The organism is Bacillus sp. GB_SG_008, from assembly GCF_052038115.1.
Classification (GTDB): Bacteria; Bacillota; Bacilli; order Bacillales; family Bacillaceae_G; genus Bacillus_A; species Bacillus_A rhizoplanae.
Genome location: NZ_JBPZSK010000008.1, coordinates 40407 through 60495 on the forward strand (window position 1 = coordinate 40407; position 20089 = coordinate 60495).

General features: G+C 36.7%; 17 protein-coding genes and 1 pseudogene. 4 read left to right on the forward strand and 14 right to left on the reverse strand.

Annotation, left to right across the window (positions count from 1 at the left end; all coding sequences use genetic code 11):
- Positions 1-122 precede the first annotated feature (122 nt).
- The 12 genes from rbsK to ACTDJC_RS18655 all read right to left on the reverse strand — a co-directional run bounded on the left by rbsK (position 123) and on the right by ACTDJC_RS18655 (position 11563).
- Positions 123-1022: a ribokinase gene (gene rbsK, locus ACTDJC_RS18600; RefSeq protein ID WP_440604325.1), complete on the reverse strand. Its 900-nt coding sequence runs from the start codon at positions 1020-1022 to the stop codon at positions 123-125.
- A gap of 13 nt (positions 1023-1035) precedes the next feature.
- Positions 1036-2007: a LacI family DNA-binding transcriptional regulator gene (locus tag ACTDJC_RS18605; protein ID WP_440604326.1), complete on the reverse strand. Its 972-nt coding sequence runs from the start codon at positions 2005-2007 to the stop codon at positions 1036-1038.
- 148 nt (positions 2008-2155) lie between these two features.
- A complete protein-coding gene (locus tag ACTDJC_RS18610) occupies positions 2156-3796 on the reverse strand; it encodes an MDR family MFS transporter (protein ID WP_440604327.1) in 1641 nt (546 codons plus the stop codon).
- Between the two features lie 19 nt (positions 3797-3815).
- Positions 3816-4274 carry a MarR family winged helix-turn-helix transcriptional regulator gene (locus tag ACTDJC_RS18615; protein ID WP_440604328.1) on the reverse strand — a complete coding sequence of 153 codons (459 nt, stop codon included), beginning with the start codon at positions 4272-4274 and terminating at the stop codon, positions 3816-3818.
- A gap of 296 nt (positions 4275-4570) precedes the next feature.
- Positions 4571-4948, reverse strand: coding sequence for an OsmC family protein (locus ACTDJC_RS18620; RefSeq protein WP_440604329.1), 378 nt, complete (start codon positions 4946-4948; stop codon positions 4571-4573).
- Entirely contained in the window at positions 4923-6350 is a 1428-nt protein-coding gene (locus ACTDJC_RS18625; protein ID WP_440604330.1) for an amino acid permease, read from the reverse strand. Before ACTDJC_RS18625 ends, ACTDJC_RS18620 begins: the two co-directional genes overlap by 26 nt.
- A gap of 284 nt (positions 6351-6634) precedes the next feature.
- Complete coding sequence (locus tag ACTDJC_RS18630; RefSeq protein ID WP_440604331.1) at positions 6635-7279, reverse strand: amino acid ABC transporter permease; 645 nt, start codon at positions 7277-7279, stop codon at positions 6635-6637.
- Positions 7280-7936: an amino acid ABC transporter permease gene (locus ACTDJC_RS18635; RefSeq protein ID WP_098309056.1), complete on the reverse strand. Its 657-nt coding sequence runs from the start codon at positions 7934-7936 to the stop codon at positions 7280-7282.
- A gap of 74 nt (positions 7937-8010) precedes the next feature.
- On the reverse strand, positions 8011-8841 hold the full coding sequence (locus tag ACTDJC_RS18640; RefSeq protein ID WP_253628604.1) for a glutamate ABC transporter substrate-binding protein: 831 nt from the start codon (positions 8839-8841) through the stop codon (positions 8011-8013).
- A 12-nt stretch (positions 8842-8853) separates the two neighbouring features.
- Complete coding sequence (locus tag ACTDJC_RS18645) at positions 8854-9582, reverse strand: amino acid ABC transporter ATP-binding protein (RefSeq protein ID WP_440604332.1); 729 nt, start codon at positions 9580-9582, stop codon at positions 8854-8856.
- Positions 9583-10016: 434 nt separating this feature from the next.
- Positions 10017-10991, reverse strand: a complete 975-nt coding sequence (locus ACTDJC_RS18650) for a phosphotransferase enzyme family protein (protein ID WP_440604333.1) — start codon at positions 10989-10991, stop codon at positions 10017-10019.
- 368 nt (positions 10992-11359) lie between these two features.
- Positions 11360-11563 carry a hypothetical protein gene (locus ACTDJC_RS18655; protein ID WP_253628600.1) on the reverse strand — a complete coding sequence of 68 codons (204 nt, stop codon included), beginning with the start codon at positions 11561-11563 and terminating at the stop codon, positions 11360-11362.
- Positions 11564-11927: 364 nt separating this feature from the next.
- Here ACTDJC_RS18655 and ACTDJC_RS18660 point away from each other — a divergent pair, with 364 nt between their 5' ends.
- Complete coding sequence (locus tag ACTDJC_RS18660) at positions 11928-12818, forward strand: SDR family oxidoreductase (RefSeq protein ID WP_440604334.1); 891 nt, start codon at positions 11928-11930, stop codon at positions 12816-12818.
- Positions 12819-13117: 299 nt separating this feature from the next.
- Here ACTDJC_RS18660 and ACTDJC_RS18665 read toward each other — a convergent pair whose 3' ends face one another.
- The gene (locus tag ACTDJC_RS18665; RefSeq protein ID WP_440604335.1) at positions 13118-15076 is read right to left on the reverse strand and encodes an electron transport protein; all 1959 of its coding nucleotides are present in this window, start codon (positions 15074-15076) and stop codon (positions 13118-13120) included.
- 460 nt (positions 15077-15536) lie between these two features.
- Here ACTDJC_RS18665 and ACTDJC_RS18670 point away from each other — a divergent pair, with 460 nt between their 5' ends.
- A complete protein-coding gene (locus ACTDJC_RS18670; RefSeq protein WP_440604336.1) occupies positions 15537-16961 on the forward strand; it encodes an amino acid permease in 1425 nt (474 codons plus the stop codon).
- 41 nt (positions 16962-17002) lie between these two features.
- On the opposite strand, the pseudogene ACTDJC_RS18675 reads toward ACTDJC_RS18670, so the two are convergent.
- Positions 17003-17128: pseudogene (locus tag ACTDJC_RS18675) on the reverse strand (EAL domain-containing protein); the annotation flags it as partial.
- Positions 17129-17296: 168 nt separating this feature from the next.
- Between ACTDJC_RS18675 and ACTDJC_RS18680 the strand changes: the two are divergent.
- Positions 17297-18154 carry an endonuclease/exonuclease/phosphatase family protein gene (locus tag ACTDJC_RS18680; RefSeq protein ID WP_440604337.1) on the forward strand — a complete coding sequence of 286 codons (858 nt, stop codon included), beginning with the start codon at positions 17297-17299 and terminating at the stop codon, positions 18152-18154.
- A gap of 254 nt (positions 18155-18408) precedes the next feature.
- Positions 18409-19935, forward strand: a complete 1527-nt coding sequence (locus tag ACTDJC_RS18685) for a cardiolipin synthase (RefSeq protein ID WP_440604338.1) — start codon at positions 18409-18411, stop codon at positions 19933-19935.
- Positions 19936-20089: the final 154 nt, after the last annotated feature.

A 20089-nucleotide genomic window follows, 5' to 3' on the forward strand; every position in this document is an offset into this window, starting at 1 on the left:
AGAACCTACTGATAAGTCAATACCTCTAAGTTAAAATTACGCTAAAAGTCATAATTTTAAATGTATTCGACAGTTCAATATACGTTAAATTTAATGTTGCCATAACAACACTAATAAATACTTCACCATCCAAGAATCATCTGCACTTCTCGTACTTTATCTCGTGATGGCATTCCACCTTGAGCTCCTAATTTTGTTACAGAGAGTCCCGCTGCAATGTTTGCAAAATGAATCGCTTTTTGCAATTCTTCTCCTTCTGCAATTGCAACTGCTAATGCACCGCTAAATGTATCTCCAGCTCCTGTCGTATCGACAACTTCAACAGAAATACTTGGTACATGAACAATCTCTGTTCCATTATGAAATCGAACACCGTTTCCGCCTTCTGTCATCAACAATTTATTAGGATATTTTTCAAGTAACAATTCAATTGGTGACGTGAAATCATCTAGAATAATTCGGCATTCATGCTCATTTGGTGTAATATACGTTGCTTTTTGTAACAATTCCTCTGGCAGTATTTGTGCTGGAGCTGGATTTAAAATTACTGGAATTTGATGTTCTTCACAAATTTTTAGTACATACTTTACTGTTTCGAGTGGGATTTCTAACTGCAAAACAACCATATCCGCTTTCATAAGAAGATCTTTTGCATGATTTACAAGTTGTTCACTTACAAGACGATTTGCACCTTGTACAACAATGATACTATTATCTTCTTCAGCCAATACAATATGGGCAATTCCTGTTGTTTCATTTGTAATCGTTTCCACACAACCAATAAAAATACATTCATTTTCTAAATTTTTTCGAACAAGCTTTCCGTAATTATCATTTCCAATCGCTCCAACCATCGCAACATTTGCGCCTAAACGTGCTGCAGCTACAGCTTGGTTTGCACCCTTTCCACCTGGAACAGTATGAAATGCTTCCCCAATTACTGTTTCCCCAGCTTTGGGGCGTTTTTTTGAAATGGCAACTAAATCCACGGAAATACTGCCGATTACCGCAATATTCGCCAATCTTTTTCTCTCCTTACTTCGTTGTATTTCGCTCTATAATTGTAATTGCTAAACGATGATGCTCTTCCTTTAATTGACGCCCTTCTATTTTCTCAATTAATAACTGCGTTGCAATTTTACCCATCTCATAAATAGGCTGTGCGACGGTTGTGATAGCTGGATACATCATTTCAGCTAAAGAAATTCCATCAAATCCGATAATTTGTAATTCATTTGGAATAGATATTCCCTTTTGCAATGCTGCCTTTACTGTACCTAGTGCAATCAAATCATTTCCTGCTACAATACCATCAATATACGGATGCTTCTCCAGCAGTTCAGAAGCAACATATTCACTTTTCATAGGATGAAATTCACTTTCTGCAATAACGTAAGAAACATTTTGTTTCGTGACAGTATCGATAAATCCTTGAAAACGCTCATTTGCAGTACTGAGATTTCGCGGTCCACGAATATGCGCAATCGCTTGACATCCTTTTGCTAATAAAAGCTCTGTCGCTTGTTTACTTCCAGCATAGTTATCGGCATATACTGTTGGAATACGTTCATGAAACACGCGGTCAATCGCTATAACCGGCACTTGTAGATTCATGTAATTACTACTATTTTGCGGACTTGTTGCGACAATAAAGCCATCGACATTATTTTGTATAAGCACATCAATGTATTGTTTTTCTTTTTCTAAACTTTCATCAGAATTACATAGCACAACCGTATATCCTTGTTTATGAGCTATGTCTTCTACTGCCCGGGCTATCTCTGGAAAGAATGGATTTACGATGTTTGGGACAACTAATCCGATTAGACGAGAACTCTTATTAGATAGAGAACGTGCCACCGTACTTGGCTTATAATCTAATAACTCAATTGCCCGATTTACTTTTTTGAGCGTATCTTCATGCACATAGCCATTCTTATTTAATACTCTAGAAACAGTAGCAACGGATACCTCTGCTAGTTTAGCGACGTCTTTTATCGTACTCATTCTTTTCCCTCTCTATCATATGTAACCGTTTACACAAATAATATAACTTATTCAGTAAAATCCGTCAATTGTTTATAAGTAAAAAGACGCGATTAAATCTATGTAAAAATACAAAGAGCATCGCCATTATAGGCGATGCTCTTCCTTATTATGAATAAGATACACTTGCATCTTTCTCTTCTGTTTCATTCTTTTGTTCTTCTGTTTCATTCTTTTGTTCTTCTGTTCCCTTTTTACGACCAGAAAGCTTAATTTTCTTCAAGAAAAGTGTAAATACGGCACCGACTACAATAAATACTAATCCAGTCATAAATACATGATGAAGAGAATCTAATAATGATGTCTTCAAGACAGGTACAATGCTATTTGCGATTGCTTCTGGCATTTGCTTCAATGATTCTGGACTAAATAACATTGAATATAGCCCTTGTGGATTTGTGTGAATCATGTCTTTAAACTTCGCCGCTATTTCCCCTGCTTGTGGTGGGAACGTATTTAGCACAGGTACTAACTTATCTGTTAATACTGTACCGGATGTGTTATTCATAATAGAACCTAAAATAGTAATCCCAAATGTACCACCGATTTGACGGAAGAATTGACTTGATGAAGTCACAACTCCAAGATCTTTTTTCGGGAAGCTTTCTTGTAATGCTAATGTTAAGGTTGGCATTACAAGACCCATTCCTAAACCAATAACCATCATATATGACGATGCGACGAGCTTACTTGTATGCATATCCATTGTAGTTAAAAGCCCGAATCCACCGGCCATAATGAGCATTCCAGTGATAATTTGTGGCTTTACTCCCACCTTTAATACAAGCTGACCACCAATAATACTTGTAATGATCATCGTGATCATCATTGGTGTCATAATTGTTCCCGATTCAGCAGCACTTACACCTACAATTCCTTGCATAAAGAATGGTACAAACGTAATGGCTCCAAACATTCCAACACTCATAAAGAAACCAATTGTATTTAATAGTGTAAATGTACGATTTTTAAAGAAATGGATAGGTAAAATCGGTTCTTTCGCTTTTGTTTCGACAATGACAAAGCTTATGAGACCAATAACTGCAAGCGCAAATAACCCAATAATTTGCCAAGAACCCCAAGCATAGTCTTTCCCGCCAAATGTTAATGCTAATAATAAGCTCACAACACCGAGAATCATAGTAAAAATACCCGCGATGTCAATTTGAATTGGGCCAGTTTGTTTCTGTCCTTTTAAGCCCATTGCGATAAAGATTGTCGCTATAATCCCAACTGGTAAGTTAATGTAGAACACCCATCTCCAGCTCATTGAATCAACAATCCAACCACCAATTTGTGGACCAATGACAGAAGCAAGACCATAAAGTGCTCCAAAAATCCCTTGCCATTTCGCACGTTCTTTCCCTGTAAACATATCCCCAATGATAATCATGGCCATTGGCATCATAATACCGCCGCCTAGCCCTTGAATACCACGGAAGATAATTAATTCTGTCATACCATTTGCCATACCACAAAGCGCAGAACCAACCATGAAGATAATTAATCCTGTCAAATATACATTGCGGCGACCTAACAAATCTGCCAGCTTACCAGCAATTGGTACAACCGTTGTTGATGATAACATATATGCTGTTGTTAACCACGTCATTAAACTTAATCCGCCAAGTTCACCAACAATACGCGGCATTGCTGTACCGACGATTGTTCCGTCTAATGCAGCAAATAACATTGCGATAACTAAACCAATTAACAACAATGTTCTATTTTGATTTTCTTGTTGTTCCATATAATCTCCTCGACTCTCTTTATTTTTTCTCTCTCTTCTCTGATGTTTGGCAAATAATTGCTTCTAGTTTTTCAAACAAACGAAGTAAGTCTTCTCTCTCTTGTACTTCTAATTGTGAAAAGTATTTTGCAATATGTTGATTCCGAGCAGTCATTGCCTCTTCTAATACATCTTTCCCCTTCGCCGTTAACTCAATTACGACAACGCGGCGATCATTTTTATCATGATAGCGTAAAACTAATTCGTGATCGATTAAACGATCGATCATCACTGTGATTGCACTTGGCTTCACATACATTTTCTTCGCTAATTCTGTCGCTCTTGCTGTACCGTAATGATTTAAGATTTTTAAAATATAAAATTGCGGTGGTGTTAGTCCAGATGATTGCAATTGCTCTAATAACTCCGTTTGCATTTTCTTTCCAATAGAAAATGTAAGAGCCTGAATTTTATCAATATGAGTTATATCATTTTGCATATGTTCCACCTCTTATTTAACCCCTAAAATATTTAACATCTTTAAATATTAAACTGTGCAATTAATAATGTCAAACATTTTTATCTTCCACCTATGTTCTTTGTTTTCTTAGAATCTTCAGGCGAGAGGAGCTTACTTGCCGCAAATAGCGGAATGAAAACGCCCACAATTTTATAACCAAACTCATAACAAAAATCAAGAAAAATTAGAGTATAAAACTATGAGGGATAATTTTACAAAAACAAAAACTACCATTACTATGTATACAAAACATAGCAATGGTAGTTTTCACTTTTTTATAAAATCAATTCAATTGTTTCAATAACTTGGATACTATCCTTCACGGATTGAACAATCGTACAATTCTTCACAGCAAGCTCTAACGCCTTTTCTAACTGCTCTTGCGCGATTCCCTCCGCCTTTATTTTATAGTGCAAATGAATACTCTCCACTGGTTTTGACAAAACTTCACTTCTTACAATTTCAGCTTCAATTGTGAACTCATTATATGTAATACGTTTTTTTTCTAAAATCGTTCGAAACACAATCGAACTGCATCCTGCAATCGAAGCAATTAGAAGTTCTAATGGTGTATACCCATTTTCTTTTCCAATTTGTAATTCACCATACGGAAGGTCAGTTGTTATTTCATTGGGCTTGACTGTTAGTTTCATATGCATTCCCCATTTCTACTTGCACCGTTTGCTGTCGTTTCTTATTTATATAATAATACACGTAGCAAAAAATGATAAATGGAATGCCGCAATATAATGCCATGCGCTGTTCTGGGATAAAAGCTAAACTAATCACAACAATGCTATTTAAAATAAGCGCTGCAATTGGAACAATCGGATATAATGGTGTCTTATATTTTAATTCTTCCAGCTTGCCACCATTCTTCAAATATTGTTGTCTAAATCGAATTTGTGAAAATGCGATAATAATCCAACTCGCTACCGCTGATAAACCTGCAACAGATAGTAAATACATGTATACTGTACTTTCTGCGAATACACTTGTTAATAAAGATAGTGCTGCAACAGCTATCGTCACAACTAATGCAGTAATAGGAACACCTCTTTTATTTAACTTCTTAAAGGAAGTTGGTGCCATACCTTCATTTGATAGCGACCATAAAATACGTGTTGCTGCATATAACCCAGAGTTTGCTACAGATAATAGAGCAGTAATAATAACAAAGTTCATAATATCCGCTGCATATGGAATACCGATTTTATCAAATACAACAACAAACGGGCTTTCAATAACTCCCGCTTCTTTCCAAGGAATCAGTCCTACTAAAATCGTCATTGTTAAAATGAAGAATAACATAATGCGCCATACTGTATTACGAATTGCACGCGGAATCGTTTTTTCCGGTTCCTTACTTTCACCTGCTGCAATTCCAATTAACTCTGTTCCTTGGAAAGAGAAGTTTACAGTAATCATTGTTAGTAACACAGCTCCAAGTCCATTTGGAAATAATCCACCATCTTGTACAAAGTTAGAAAAAAGCGGCGCCGCTTCTTTTCCGTCGTATGGTAAAAACCCAAGTATTGCACTTCCACCAAGAAGAATAAATCCAATAATGGTAACTACTTTAATACTTGAAAACCAAAATTCTAATTCTGCATAGCTTTTTGCTGATACTGCATTTGTAATGAATAAAAGACTACCGAACACAAGGCACCATACCCAAGTATTAACATCTGGAAACCATCTTTTCATCATTAAACCAATTGACGTTAACTCTAAACCAACAGTTACAGCCCAGCCTAACCAATACAGCCAGCCAATCATAAATCCTGTTCCAGGTCCGATAAATTTCGTTGCATACTTTTGAAACGATCCAGAAACAGGCATTGCAACTGTTAGTTCACCAAGGCAAAGCATCGTTAAATACATAATAAGCCCACCGACTAGGTAAGAAAGAATTGCTCCTCCTGGTCCTGCTTGATTAATTGTATATCCTGATCCGAGAAAGAAACCTGTCCCGATTACTCCTCCGAGTGCAATCATAAATAAATGTCTACTTTTCATTGTACGCTGTAATTGCTCATTCGTTGTTTGCTTCATCTTCTTCCTCCCCTAAACGCACTCTGTATTTTAAAATTTCTGATAATATAAAATATACAATAAAGCGTTTACAATTTCTATATAAAATTAAAACTTTTCTAAAAAAATAACTCTTGCATAAAATAATATGCAAGAGTTATCCCGCATTAACGGGCAGTAAGATCCCCACCTCAAGATTGGGAGAAAAGCGAAGAAGATAGGTGGGGATAACTGCCCGTTAATGCCCGATTGGTTCAACTAACCATCAGTGGGAGATGAAGCCCCCTACTGATGGAAGTTTCACTTTATCTGCTCTCTAAACGTCTTGAAAAAAGAGACAAGCTATAATTTACAATGAAATACATACATGCGGCGAGAATAAAAGTTGGAATCATATAGTTTACATTTTGACCATTAATAATTTGAGCATTATGCATTAATTCTGGCAATGAAATTACGACTGCCAACGATGTATCTTTTAAAAGGGATATAAATTGACTGACAATCGGCGGCACCATACGTCGCAGTGCTTGCGGTAAAATAATATGCTGAAGCGTTTGTACATACGATAGTCCAGAAGCGCGCGCTGCTTCAATTTGTCCCTTCTCAATTGATAATAAACCACTGCGAACAATTTCTGATATCATCGCTGCTTCAAATATCGTCAAAGCCACAATGGCTGCTGTTGTAATCTCTAATTTCAAGCCAGCTTCTGGGAGCGCAAAATATGTAAAGAAAATAATTAATAACAGCGGTAAATTACGAATGGTTTCAACAATACAGGCAAGTAATGCTGATACAACCGGTATTTTCGCATATCGTAACGTACCGATTACACTACCAATTATAAAACTAAGGAAGATTGCTATAAGAGCGATTTCTAACGTAATAAGTAGTCCTTTTAGTAAAAAAATAACATGATCTCCTGTATAGGCACCCCGAAAATCCATTTACACAGCTCCTTTCGCCAAGTGTTTCTCCAAGTATCGAACACCCATGCTAAGCGGAACAGTTAACAGTAAATAAAACATACCAACAAATATATATACATCAAATGTGACAAATGTTCTTGTAGAGATTAAATCACCTTGGTACATTAAATCCGCCCCAGCGATAATACCTAGTATAGAAGAGTTTTTCACTAAATTTAGGAATTGATTACCTAGTGGCGGAATCACAATTTTTACTGCTTGCGGTAAAATGATATAATACATCGCTTGCACGTACGTTAAACCAGAAGAACGCGCTGCTTCCATCTGCCCTTTCGGAACTGATAAAATTCCTGCACGAATTGCCTCTGTAATAAAAGCCGCTGTATATATAGTAAGTGCAGTTGTACCAGCAACAAAGCCACTTAATGTAACGCCAATTACCGGAAAAGCAAAATAAAAAGCAAATGCAATTAGAACTAAAGGGATATTCCGAATAAACTCTACATATGTTGTACCCATCCAATTTAGAACCCGAATTGGTGCAATTCGCATCACTGCGATTATGATGCCAAGAATAAAACTACCAATTAATGCAACAATACTAGACATCAATGTATATCGGAATCCCTCTAAATACAAATCTAGATTATTTGAGAGAATAGAAAAATCGGGCACAAACTCTCCCCCTCTTTCTTTATAACAAGAGGATGATTATTTCTCATCCTCTTGTTATCATATATTTTGTAGTTTTACTCAGGCTTTTTCCCAATCCACTTTTCATACAACTTATCGTACTCTCCATTTGCTTTCATCTCTTTTAATAGCTCATTAATTACTTTCGTAAGCTCTGTTTCTCCTTTTCTCACTGCAATACCATATGGTTCGTCGGTGAAGATTTTTCCAACAACTTCATAGTTTGCATCTTGCTTTTCCATACCATATAAAATGGCATTATCTGTTGTTAAAACATCGCCTTGCCCTGCCTTCAATGCCGTAAATGCTTCGCTATAGTTTTCAAATTCAAGTACAGTCGCTTCCGGTGCTTTTGCACGAATATTGTTCGTAGAAGTAGAGCCTTTTACAGCTAACACTTTTACACCTTTTTTCACGTCAGCTATATCCTTAATTTTACTTCCCTTTTTCACAAGTAAAGATTGTCCTGCTTTAAAATACACATCTGAGAAATCAACTTCTTTTTTGCGTTCCTCGGTAATTGTCATTGTCGCAATAATTGCGTCAATATCGCCGTTTTTCAACATCGGGATACGCGTTTTAGAAGTAACTTCTTTTAATTCTAACTTATTCTCATCGCCTAGAATTTTTTTAGCAAGTGCTTTCGCAACATCAATATCAAATCCTTCTACCTTGCCCGTTGACGGATTCTTTAATCCAAATAGATTCGTATCATACTTCACACCGACAACTAATTTTCCGCGTTCTTTAATTTGATCAATAACAGTTTCTTTCTCATTTTTTACAGTTTCTTTCGTTTCCTCTTTCTTATTTCCGCACCCAGCTACAATCAATGTAAATAAACACGCAAAAGCGATAAGTGTAAACCACTTTTTCATTTTAATCATCGAATTCCTCCCTTAATGATTAAGCACACGACTTAAAAATAACCGTGCTCGTTCTTGCTTTGGATTTGCAAAGAAATCAACAGGTGCTGCTTCTTCCACAATTTGACCCTTGTCCATAAATAAAATACGATCAGCTACCTCACGAGCAAACCCCATCTCATGTGTAACAACAACCATCGTCATTCCTTCTTTTGCTAATGTTTTCATAACGTCGAGTACCTCGCCAATCATTTCGGGATCAAGTGCAGAAGTTGGTTCATCAAACAGCATGATCTCCGGCCTCATTGCTAGCCCCCTTGCAATGGCAACGCGCTGTTGCTGTCCGCCTGATAGTTGGTGCGGATAGGCATTTACTTTATCAATAATCCCCACTTTTTCTAAGTAAAACATAGCAATTTTTTCTGCTTCTTCTTTCGGCTTTTTGAGTACTTTTATCGGGGCAAGTGTAATATTTTGAAGCACCGTTTTATGGGGATATAAATAAAAATGTTGAAATACCATGCCGATGCTTCGTCTTAGTTGATTTATATCTTTCTTTATCTCATGCACGTTTACACCATTCACAAACAATTCACCATTCGTAATCATCTCTAGTTGATTCATGCAGCGCAGCAACGTGCTTTTTCCTGATCCCGATGGACCAACGACCACGACGACTTCCCCTTTTTCAATTTGCAAATTAATATTTTTTAAAACCTGAAAGCTGCCGTAATATTTATTGACATCGCGAAAGACAATCAATCTACTCCCCTCCTTTACAACTCAAAAAAGCCTATACAGTTTTTTATATTCGAAAACACCTAAAAAAATAACTAGTAATCTTTTAGACACGAAAAAGAAGCAAAGAGATTGCTCTCTTTGCTTCTTTCACTTTTATCTTTTTACGAAACCTCTTCTTGTTTATCTTTTCTATCAATACCAGTTCACAAAAGTTTCCACAAATCCTCCTTCATTTAAATTGGAATTTTCAGGATATACAAAAGGTATAAAATATACACCTTATGCAATTCAATATTATTTTGAGAAAATAAACACATTTTCGCATAAAAACACATAATATATTTATTTAGTAAAAAACAGAACGGCAATTATCTAATATAATCTCTATACCCAAACTAGCCTAAAAAAAACTGACCATGACTCCACTAAAGAGTGCTTTAGGTCAGCTTTTTTTCTTAACATTCAATAATTGCTTTTCTTGCAAGAATTCTCTGATGAATAGCCCTTGTTAATGTTTGAAAATGCTCTGGCATTTTCTTACCGTTAAACTTTTTCATGATTGTTCCATATAAAGCAACATCTCGAAGGCGCATGAAAAGTGGCAGAGCACTATATGAGGAATCGTCAAGCTGATGCTCTGTCTCATATCCTTCTCGTAATACTTGCAACTGATGACGTGCAAAAATCGTCTTCTTATCTTCCGGCCAATCTTTTTGTAAGACAGAATAATACAAAACCATTGCAAGGTCATGTACAAAATAATTATACGTTGCATCATCAAAATCAAAAATTGTTAGCTCTTCATTTTCATAGTGGAAATTTCCATGATGAATATCTCCATGAATTAATCCAAATGTACAATTTGTAGAAGGTAAATTCTTAATTTCTTCTATAATTTCATAAGCGATTTGCTGCAGCTCATGATTTTCCTTTAACATATCAATAATTGTAATTTCATCATCCATCCACGTAACACGATTCTCTGTTTTGGGATAATGCATTGTAAGTCTATGTAACTGACCAATTGCTTTCCCCCATGCATAAAAGAGCGTATCATTCCAAATATCGAGATCGTTATCTTTCGCCCTCTCTCCTTTTGCATAATCAAAAAGAGAAACATAAAAAAATGTTCCATCTGTCGCTTGTAAGCTTTCTACAAATATATCGTTCTGTGACCGATGCGGTGCCGCTACTTTTGCACCGTTTTCCCCAAGGTATGCTAGGAAATCTAGTTCCGCTTCAATTTGCTTATATGTACGATGAGATGAATGTGTCAAACGCAAAACATACGGTGTACTTCCTTTTCCCTCTGCACGAAAGATATAATTTTCAAAATCTCCAAGCGGTTCTTCCATAACAGTTACACCAAAACGATTTGCCCCTTCTTGTAAAATTTCTTTTGTAAATACTTGTTCAACTGCTAACTCCATATAACCCCTCCTTTTTCTATCCTCTCTACTAATTCGTTATGAACCTTAAAATCACTGCTATGAAATGTAACAAAGTGCTCGCAATCCTCGCTCAAATGTATGTTATACACCAATACATGAACAATTGTAAAAATATAAGGAGTAGAATATTCTACTCCTTTTCAACCCTATTAATAGAGAACATATGACTATATTAAGTTAACAAATTTATCCCGTATTAACAGACAGTAAGCCACCCCACCTCAAGATTCAGGGAAAAGCAAAAAAAGATAGTTGAGAAATGAAGCCCCCCAACTGATGGAAGTTTCACTTTATTATAATTCACTTAGATTAAAGCTTATACAATCGTATATTCCATCTTTATATTACTACCATGTTCCCTCTAATATTAGCGCATAAATACCCATGCTCATAACAAATAGTGAAACCCCTAACGTAATAATCCATAATGGAATTTTCAATTTTTTTACTTTAAAATACGCTCCATACCCTTTATATTTAAGAGAGCGATATAAACTGATTCCTCCTACAAAAATCATAAAAACACTTAAAATATGTACGACATACGGCAAGCTCCCACTCCTTAAAAAAACCTCTTTATAAGATTATCACATCGCCCTTTTATTTACAGTAATTTCTAAATAATATTTATCATGAAAATATCAAATGAATAAAATAATTTCGTTTTTCTTATTGAGCTAAAGTGGTAGGTTAATGCAAGTTGTCGGGTAATCGGAGAAAGTTACTTCATTGGTAAAGATGCTCTACAACTGCGGGAAGCTGCTGTCCACAACGGAAGTGCCTAATGATGTCCAACTTCGTGTTTACACAGACAGGGAATGGGTCGAAAAAATTAAAAGCCAGGACACAGGGCATGCACCTATACTCTTTTTAAGAATATGCTAAATCACATATAACCGAAGGGGCTGGCTTATTATGTATGAGCATTTTGGATTTATAGAACAGTGCGATACAGTTCCAATCGAATTCCCCCCGCAGTACCAACCTCAGCAGCCGGGTATTGAATCTTTGATGATTCCAAGACCTATCTCCGAAAACCCTAATTATTCTGGAAGCAACAAACTATTGAACAAAGTCGCCATCATTACTGGGGGAGACAGCGGGATCGGCCGGGCTGTCTCCCTTGCTTTCGCAAAAGAAGGGGCGAATATTGTAATTGTTTATTTAAATGAGCATGGGGATGCATCCGAAACAAAAGACAGAGTGAACCAATTGGGCAGACAATGCCTGACAATCGCAGGTGATATTGGGGATGCCGGGTTTTGTCATTATGTCGTTAAAAAGACAATGGAAGCATTTGGCCATCTTGAAATCCTAGTCAATAATGCGGGAGAAGCACATACACAAGCAAGTATCAGCGACATTTCAGCAGAGCAGCTCGAACGTACTTTTAAAACAAACATTTTTTCATATTTTTATTTAACACAAGCAGCCATGCCCTATTTAAAAAATGGAAGCTCTATTATCAATACGGCTTCACTCGCCGCGTACAACGGACTTGATCCCGCGATTGATTATGCCGCTTCCAAGGGAGCTGTCGTTGCATTTACCCGCTCGTTAGCATTATCAGTCATTAATCAAGGAATTCGGGTCAATGGCGTTGCTCCAGGGCCTGTATGGACCCCTCTTATCCCTTCAAGCGCTCCGCCAGAAATTTATGCAACATTGGGAAGCATTACACCAATGAAGCGTACTGCACAACCTTTTGAACTGGCACCTGCCTATGTTTATTTAGCGTCGGACGACTCCTCCTATATGACAGGACAAATTCTTCATGTAAACGGTGGAGTGATTATAAATGGATAAGAGTGAATCCCTAATGATAAGATGAAACTTCCATGAGTGGGGGTTTCTTCATCTCCCACCTATCTTCTTAAGAAAAGCGGAAGCGGCTCGCTCAGAATCGCAGGACGTTGGAGCACCCGACAGAGAGGCGCTTTTTGCCTCGCCCCCGAGGGGGCGAAACGACCGGAGATTCTAGCCGCTAGAGCTGAACAATGCTTCTCTCTAAATCTTAAGGTTTGGGATCTTCCTGCCCGCGAATAGCGGGATAAAAAATAGATTATTTATCTTCCAGTGCTTGTTCGCTACAGTATACTTCTAAATCATTCTAATGTGAGTAAATAGTTGATTAACGCATCTTGCTCTTGTTTTGAGAAACCTGTAGAAGAATCTACCCAATATTCGTGTCCTTCTCCCGTAATATGTGCGTCTTGTAAATCTTTTGAATTTTTGTTTGCTTCGATTACTTTTCTTCTCAAGTTTTGGTCAATTAATGCTCGTAAGCTGTTAAACGGATTAGGCTCAATTCCTTTTGATACCGTTCCTGTCATACCTAGCTCACTCTCCACATTTTGGCCAACCGCAACGCCTCCATCATGTAAATACGGCGCTCCCCAATAAAGCCCTAACAAGCTTGGAACTTTGTAACCACCAGGTGAACCATTTAACATATATGCTAAGTTAATCTTTTCTTTATCTAATGTATAGGCTGGAACTTTTAACAATTTTGCTCCTTTTGGTATAGGTACAGATGTATCCGGTGAATACATAATAGGCTCTGCTAAGTTTTTACCTATTGCTTCAAATGATTTTGCTCTTGATGGCTCGGTCTTAATTTCATTAACTGGAATAATTCGATTATTTGTGTAGGTTTGTCCCGCATGACAAGTAATACAGCCTGCACGTGCAAATACGGTCTTCCCTTTTTTCATCGTCTTATTATCAACAGATAATGGTGGTTTAGGGGAAACAAATGTATTTTGTAACGCAGACATTCCATTATTTTGCTCCATAACCCGATAGCCAGGAGAACTTGATAATAAACCATTAGGAGAGATTAAAGACGGTCTTGGAAACGTCGGAAGCGTAATTAACTCATTTACTCCTGGAACTTCTGGAGTAGGGTCTACTGAAGCAAAAAACTCAGATGGTTTCTTTCCACTTTTAGGATCATATCGATATTTTAGATTCGCTGCATTTTGTAACATTGTTCCTAAATAAACTTCCTTGTCGATTTTGAAAAGGAATGGACTAGCATGCGCTAATGTCGTTAAATCTGAACCTTGAATATTTACAGCACTATTAATTACACTTAGTCCTTTAAACGGACCAGCTTGCGCAAACCCATTCCACCCATAAGGATGATCTCCAAATGTAAAAGAATCTGGAATTTGTGTTGGATTATTCACCAAATCACTACTCGCATCAAAATTTCCTCTTGGCCATTTTAATAAAGTACGATCTACAGTCTCCTCTATCATCTCTGGATTAGGAAGTGGAGCTTTTTTTCCATCAGAAGTTACTACTGTTCGCCCTAAATCTTTTATATAGTCTTGTAATGACTGAATTTCTGCACGAGAAAAATAAGCTGCTGAATTTGTCCCTAGTGCTAAAATGAGACCGCCATTAAAATCATTATTTACAGCACCTTCAATAACTTTTTTTGTATCCCTAGTTACCGTTGCATGGCATGCAGCACAGCTTACTCCTATCTTCTCTCTTCCTTCAGACTTAATAATAGGCATCCCTAACACTTCATTAGAACCACTTGCAACATCTAAACCAGTATCAATCTTTGTTCCTTTTTCAAACGTTTTATCTCCTAGTTTCACAGTTTTCGCCAGTTCAACACGTAAATTTGTTGTCCCTTTTCCATGCAAGTCGTAAATTGCTTTTTTAATATTTTCTAAAGTTAACGCTCCATTTAAAATACCCATTATGTCTGTAAGAAACACTTCATTTCCAAATGTTTCTTCATAAAAAGACTCTCTCCCCACTTTTAATAAATTATTGTCAATTTTCACTGCTCCGTTTTGTGGTGATAATAACGTTTTGCCTTCATTCGTCTTCAACAACTCATTCGCCTTTTTTTGCGAAATCGTTTGTCCCCAAATATCGTATGCCGGTTGATTTTCCTCAGTTCCATAATGATTTGGTTTGCTCTTTACAATTTGATCTTCAGAAGGAATATAAGCGTATGTTGGTTTTGAAAAGTTAAAAAGGACAACACCTACAAATATTATCCCCAAAACAAGAGATCTAGCCGACTTCCTATTTTTCATTTACTTTCCTCCATGTTCATCAAAAAATATTACGAACGCTCAGTAACAGCCTTAATATTCCCTGTAAAAAGAGATATAAATACAAAAACATACTTTCATCGCTATAAATATTTAATCACCAGGATGAATTTTTATAAAAAAGTTTGTATTTTTCTCTTCCCTTTCTAAAAAACATGTAGTATACTTACTTCAAAATCAGAGGAGAAAGGGAGCAAAGAACTATGCTTACAAATACAACTGTAGTTACATTTGCACAAAAACATCATCATCATACGTAAACCCTTGAAACCTAGCGGAAAAATTCACGCGTAGGTACAAGGGTTATTCCCGTTGTACCTACGTTAGGCAAAGAGCCATGTAGGTATTTTTTATCTACATGGCTCTTTTTTATTTCCAAAAAACACTAGGTACAATAAATCATAAAACAAAAAAAACTATCATCAAAAGGAGTTAGACGATCATGGACACAAAAAAATGGGGTTTATGGATTTTAACAGCATTCGTTGTTGGAAATATGGTTGGTGGCGGCGTGTTTATGCTTCCGGCAAATTTAGCACAAGTATCAGGACCAATGGGGTCCACCCTTGCATGGACAATTACCGGGCTTGGTGTATTTATGATTGCACTCGTGTTTGGAAACTTAGCAATGCGAAAACCAAATTTAAAAGCAGGTCCGCAAAGCTATGCGCAAGCAATGTTCACTTCACCAAAAGCTGGTAAAGTTGCTGGTTATAGCATGGCGTGGGGTTACTGGGCGGCAAACTGGGCAGCAACAGCTTCTGTTATTATTTCATTTGCAGGATATTTATCTACGTTTTTCCCAGTTATGCAAAGTAAACAAATTTTGTTCACGACAAATGGTTTCTCATTAGAACTAGGAAAAGCCTTAACATTTGCTGTATGTAGTATCATGCTATGGGGCATTCAATATATTCTTTCTCAAAATATTGATCGTGCTGGTAATATGAACTTACTTGCAACTGTTGCAAAAATTATTGGATTTACGATGTTTATTATCATTACATTATTCATCTTTAATGCAGCGAATTTCGGTGATGGGCAAACGTTTATGAATGAAGCTGGAAAGTCTATCCCATTAGGCGGACAAGTCAATGCTGCTGCCATCTCAACACTTTGGGCGTTTATTGGTATTGAGTCAGCCGTTATGCTTTCAAACCGTGCAAAATCACAGCGCGATGTAAAAAAAGCAACGATTTTCGGATTAGTAATTGCGCTTCTTATTTATGTATCAATTACATTGTTAACAATGGGTGCTCTTCCACAAGAGGCGCTAAAAGGATCACAAAAACCATTGGTTGACGCATTAAGTATGGCTATCGGTAATAAAGGTGCATATATTATGGCATTCCTAGCACTTGTCTCTCTATTCGGCTCTACAGTCGGCTGGATTGTTGTAAGTGCAGAGGTTCCTTATCAAGCAGCAAAAAGCGGATTATTCCCAGCTTTCTTTGGAAAAACAAATAAAAAAGGAAGCCCAACGAACTCATTATTATTAACAAATATCATGACACAAATATTCTTATTCTCTACTATTTCTGGTTCAGTATCAGAGGCGTATAACTTTGCAATTGTTGTCGCTACACTTGCCTATTTAATTCCGTACCTTGTCTCAACATTGTATCAATTAAAACTCGTTATTACTGGCGAAACATATGACATCATGCAAGGCTCTCGCAAAGTTGACGGAGTAATTACAGTACTTGCTCTTATATATTCAATTTGGGTTATCAAAACAGGGACAGCTGATATAAAAACGTTCTTACTAGGAATAGGATTATTCGTAATCGGATTAGTTCTTTATCCATTTATCATGAAAAATACTACTGAAAAGAATACAGAAACACTTGATACAAAAATTAGTTAATTTCAAAAACACTAGCTCTTCAGGGAGCTAGTGTTTTTCGGTTAAAATTCATTTTTTAATTCTGATACTGTTAACGGTTTCGCATAATAAAATCCTTGTACATAGTCACATCCCATTGATTGTAGTAACGTTTCTTGTTCAACAGTTTCTACCCCTTCTGCAACAACCTTAAACTAAATAAAACTTCCATCAGTGGAGGGGTTCTTCATCCCCCACTGAATAATGAAATGTAAATGTTTTATTAAGTTATAAAAAAACTATAGACGGAATATTGTATTTTCTCTTAAAATTCACAGTGAAATGGTAGATAATATCTAACTTCAGGGGGAAAAATGATGTTGAAAAAAGTCTGTATGATGATTACTGCATTTTTGTTAGTTTTTTCATGCTTCCAGTCGCTCTCATTCGCAGACAGCGATGAACAAAAGGAAAAAGGCGTACACTTACGTGTCATGAGTTACAACATCCATTATGGTAACAACTTCTACAATCAATATGACATTGAATCTATTACCAATGTTATAAAGGATTCAGGAGCAGATATTATTGGTCTACAGGAAGTGGATGTACATTGGGGAGATCGCAGCAATTTTGACAATGAAATAGAAAAGATTGCGCAATCACTTAATATGCACTATTTCTTTGCCCCTATTTATAATCTTTCACCATTACAAGCAGGGCAGCCTAACCGTCAGTTCGGTGTGGCGATTTTAAGTAAATATCCCATTCTTAAAGCTGAAAATCGTGAAATAACTAGACTTTCTACACAAGTACCTAACCCAAAACCCGAATTGTCTCCTGGATTTGCCGAAACGCTGATTAATGTAAAAGGAATAAAATTAAATGTATACGCTACTCACTTGGATTACCGGACAGATCCAACTGTACGGAGCATGCAAGTTCACGATATGTTAAATATTATGTCCGAAAGCCATAGGGAAAAAATCTTATTTGGTGATATGAATGCAGTACCGACAGCCCCAGAGTTACAACCTTTGCTTAAATCATATCAAGATTCTTGGAACGAAGAGCGTGATGGCACTAGCTATACCTTCCCTGCAAAACAGCCTGACAGAAAAATCGACTATATATTAACAACTTCTGGCGTTAATGTTCAATCTTCCCGTACACTCGACACTTTGGCGTCAGATCATAGACCGATTATATCGGATATTTTCATAAAGAAAGACTAATTTTTATCAATTTAAGCTGCAGATCCTGATATAAAAAAAACGGTCTCATGCGTTTTTATGAGATCGTTTTTTTATTGGACGCCTTACATCATTCATCAACTTCCCTCCTTTTCAAAGCGAAAAGTTTCGATAATTAAAATATACACAGGACAAACTTAAGAGGCGTGAGCTATAATATTTCATGTTGGTTTAGTAAATATAAAATATCTTATAATAAGGATATAATTAATCGGAAAAAGGTGACATTCATACCAATGAAAAATCGTGTTCTGCAATTATTATTCGTTAGTGCAATTACAGTCTTTGTACTAAAAGTACTAAACAATTCTCCCATAACATTGAATACCTTTGTTGGATCGCTATTTCTTATTACAGCTATTGGCATTGCTTTCATCATCTTTATTGAAAATCGCTCCCCCCAAAGTACGTTAGCTTGGTTTTGGGTATTAGCAGTTCTTCCTGTTATTGGCGTATTCTTTTATGTACTATTTGGCCGCAGCAGATGGCGCCGAAATAAACATTTACATCGTGCTGAAGAGCAAAGAAAGTTGTTCCGTGAAATTTTAGAAGGAAGACAATTGAAACAAGAAATACCACCATCTCTAGATGAACGCTCTGCCCATTTGGCTACTGTCGTTCACAAGTTTGGCGGAGGGCCCATTGCTAATGAAACTGCAACAAAATTATTAACAAACGGAGAGGAAACATTTACAGAAATTTTTTCCTCTATTCAAGAGGCAAAACATCACATTCATATTCAATATTACATTTATCGACCTGATGAAATTGGGACAAAGCTCCGTGATGCTTTAATTGAAAAAGCAAAAGCTGGTGTAACTGTCCGTTTTTTATTTGATGGACTTGGAAGTTATACGTTGCGAAGCACCTTTTTGCAACCGATGAAGGACGCAGGAATTGAAGTAGTAGAATTTGATCCTGCTCTTTCCCCATGGCTAATAGAAACCGTTAACTATCGTAATCATCGTAAAATCATTATTATTGACGGAAAAATTGGATTTACAGGCGGATTAAATGTTGGAGATGAATATCTTGGCCGTTCTAAGAAATTTCCAATTTGGCGAGATAGCCATTTAAAAATTGAAGGGAAAGCACTATATAAACTACAAGCTATCTTTCTAGAAGATTGGTTATACGCATGTAGTGGATTAAATAACTACTCTTGGGAACCTTTCATGAATAAAGAGTATTTTCCGATGTGGACTGTTGATACAGACGGTGCTGTCCAAATTGTCGCAAGTGGCCCGAGTGCAAGTGACAAAACGATTCGAAATGCCTTATTAGCGGCCATGACATCAGCAAAACGCTCCATTTGGATTGCGACGCCATACTTCATTCCAGATCCAGAAACATTAACATTACTACGTTTAAGTGCACTTGCTGGAATTGATGTACGTATTTTATATCCTGGCATAAGCGATAGCATCATAAGCGATCAAGCTTCTCAGTCTTACTTTGCGCCATTATTAGAAGCAGGTGTTTCTATTTATCGTTATAAAGATGGATTTATGCATGCGAAAATTGTATTAATTGATGATGAAATTGCAACAATTGGAACAGCGAATATGGACATTCGTAGCTTTGAACTGAATTATGAATTAATCGCTATCTTATATGACTCTCCGACTGTCCTTGACATTAAACATGATTTCGAACAAGATTTTAAGGATTCTACAGAACTTCGCTGGGAAGTCTTTAAAAAGAGAAGCATTCGAAAAAGAACGCTTGAATCACTGATGCGTCTTATTTCACCACTTTTATAAAGTGAAACTTCCATCAGTGGGGTGTTCTTCCCCCACTGATGGTTAGTTGAACCAATCGGGCTTTTACGGGCAGTTATCCCCCACCTATCTTCTTTGTTTTTCTCTGAATCTTAAGGTAGGGGGCTTACTGCCCGTTAATGCGGGATAAGGGAAC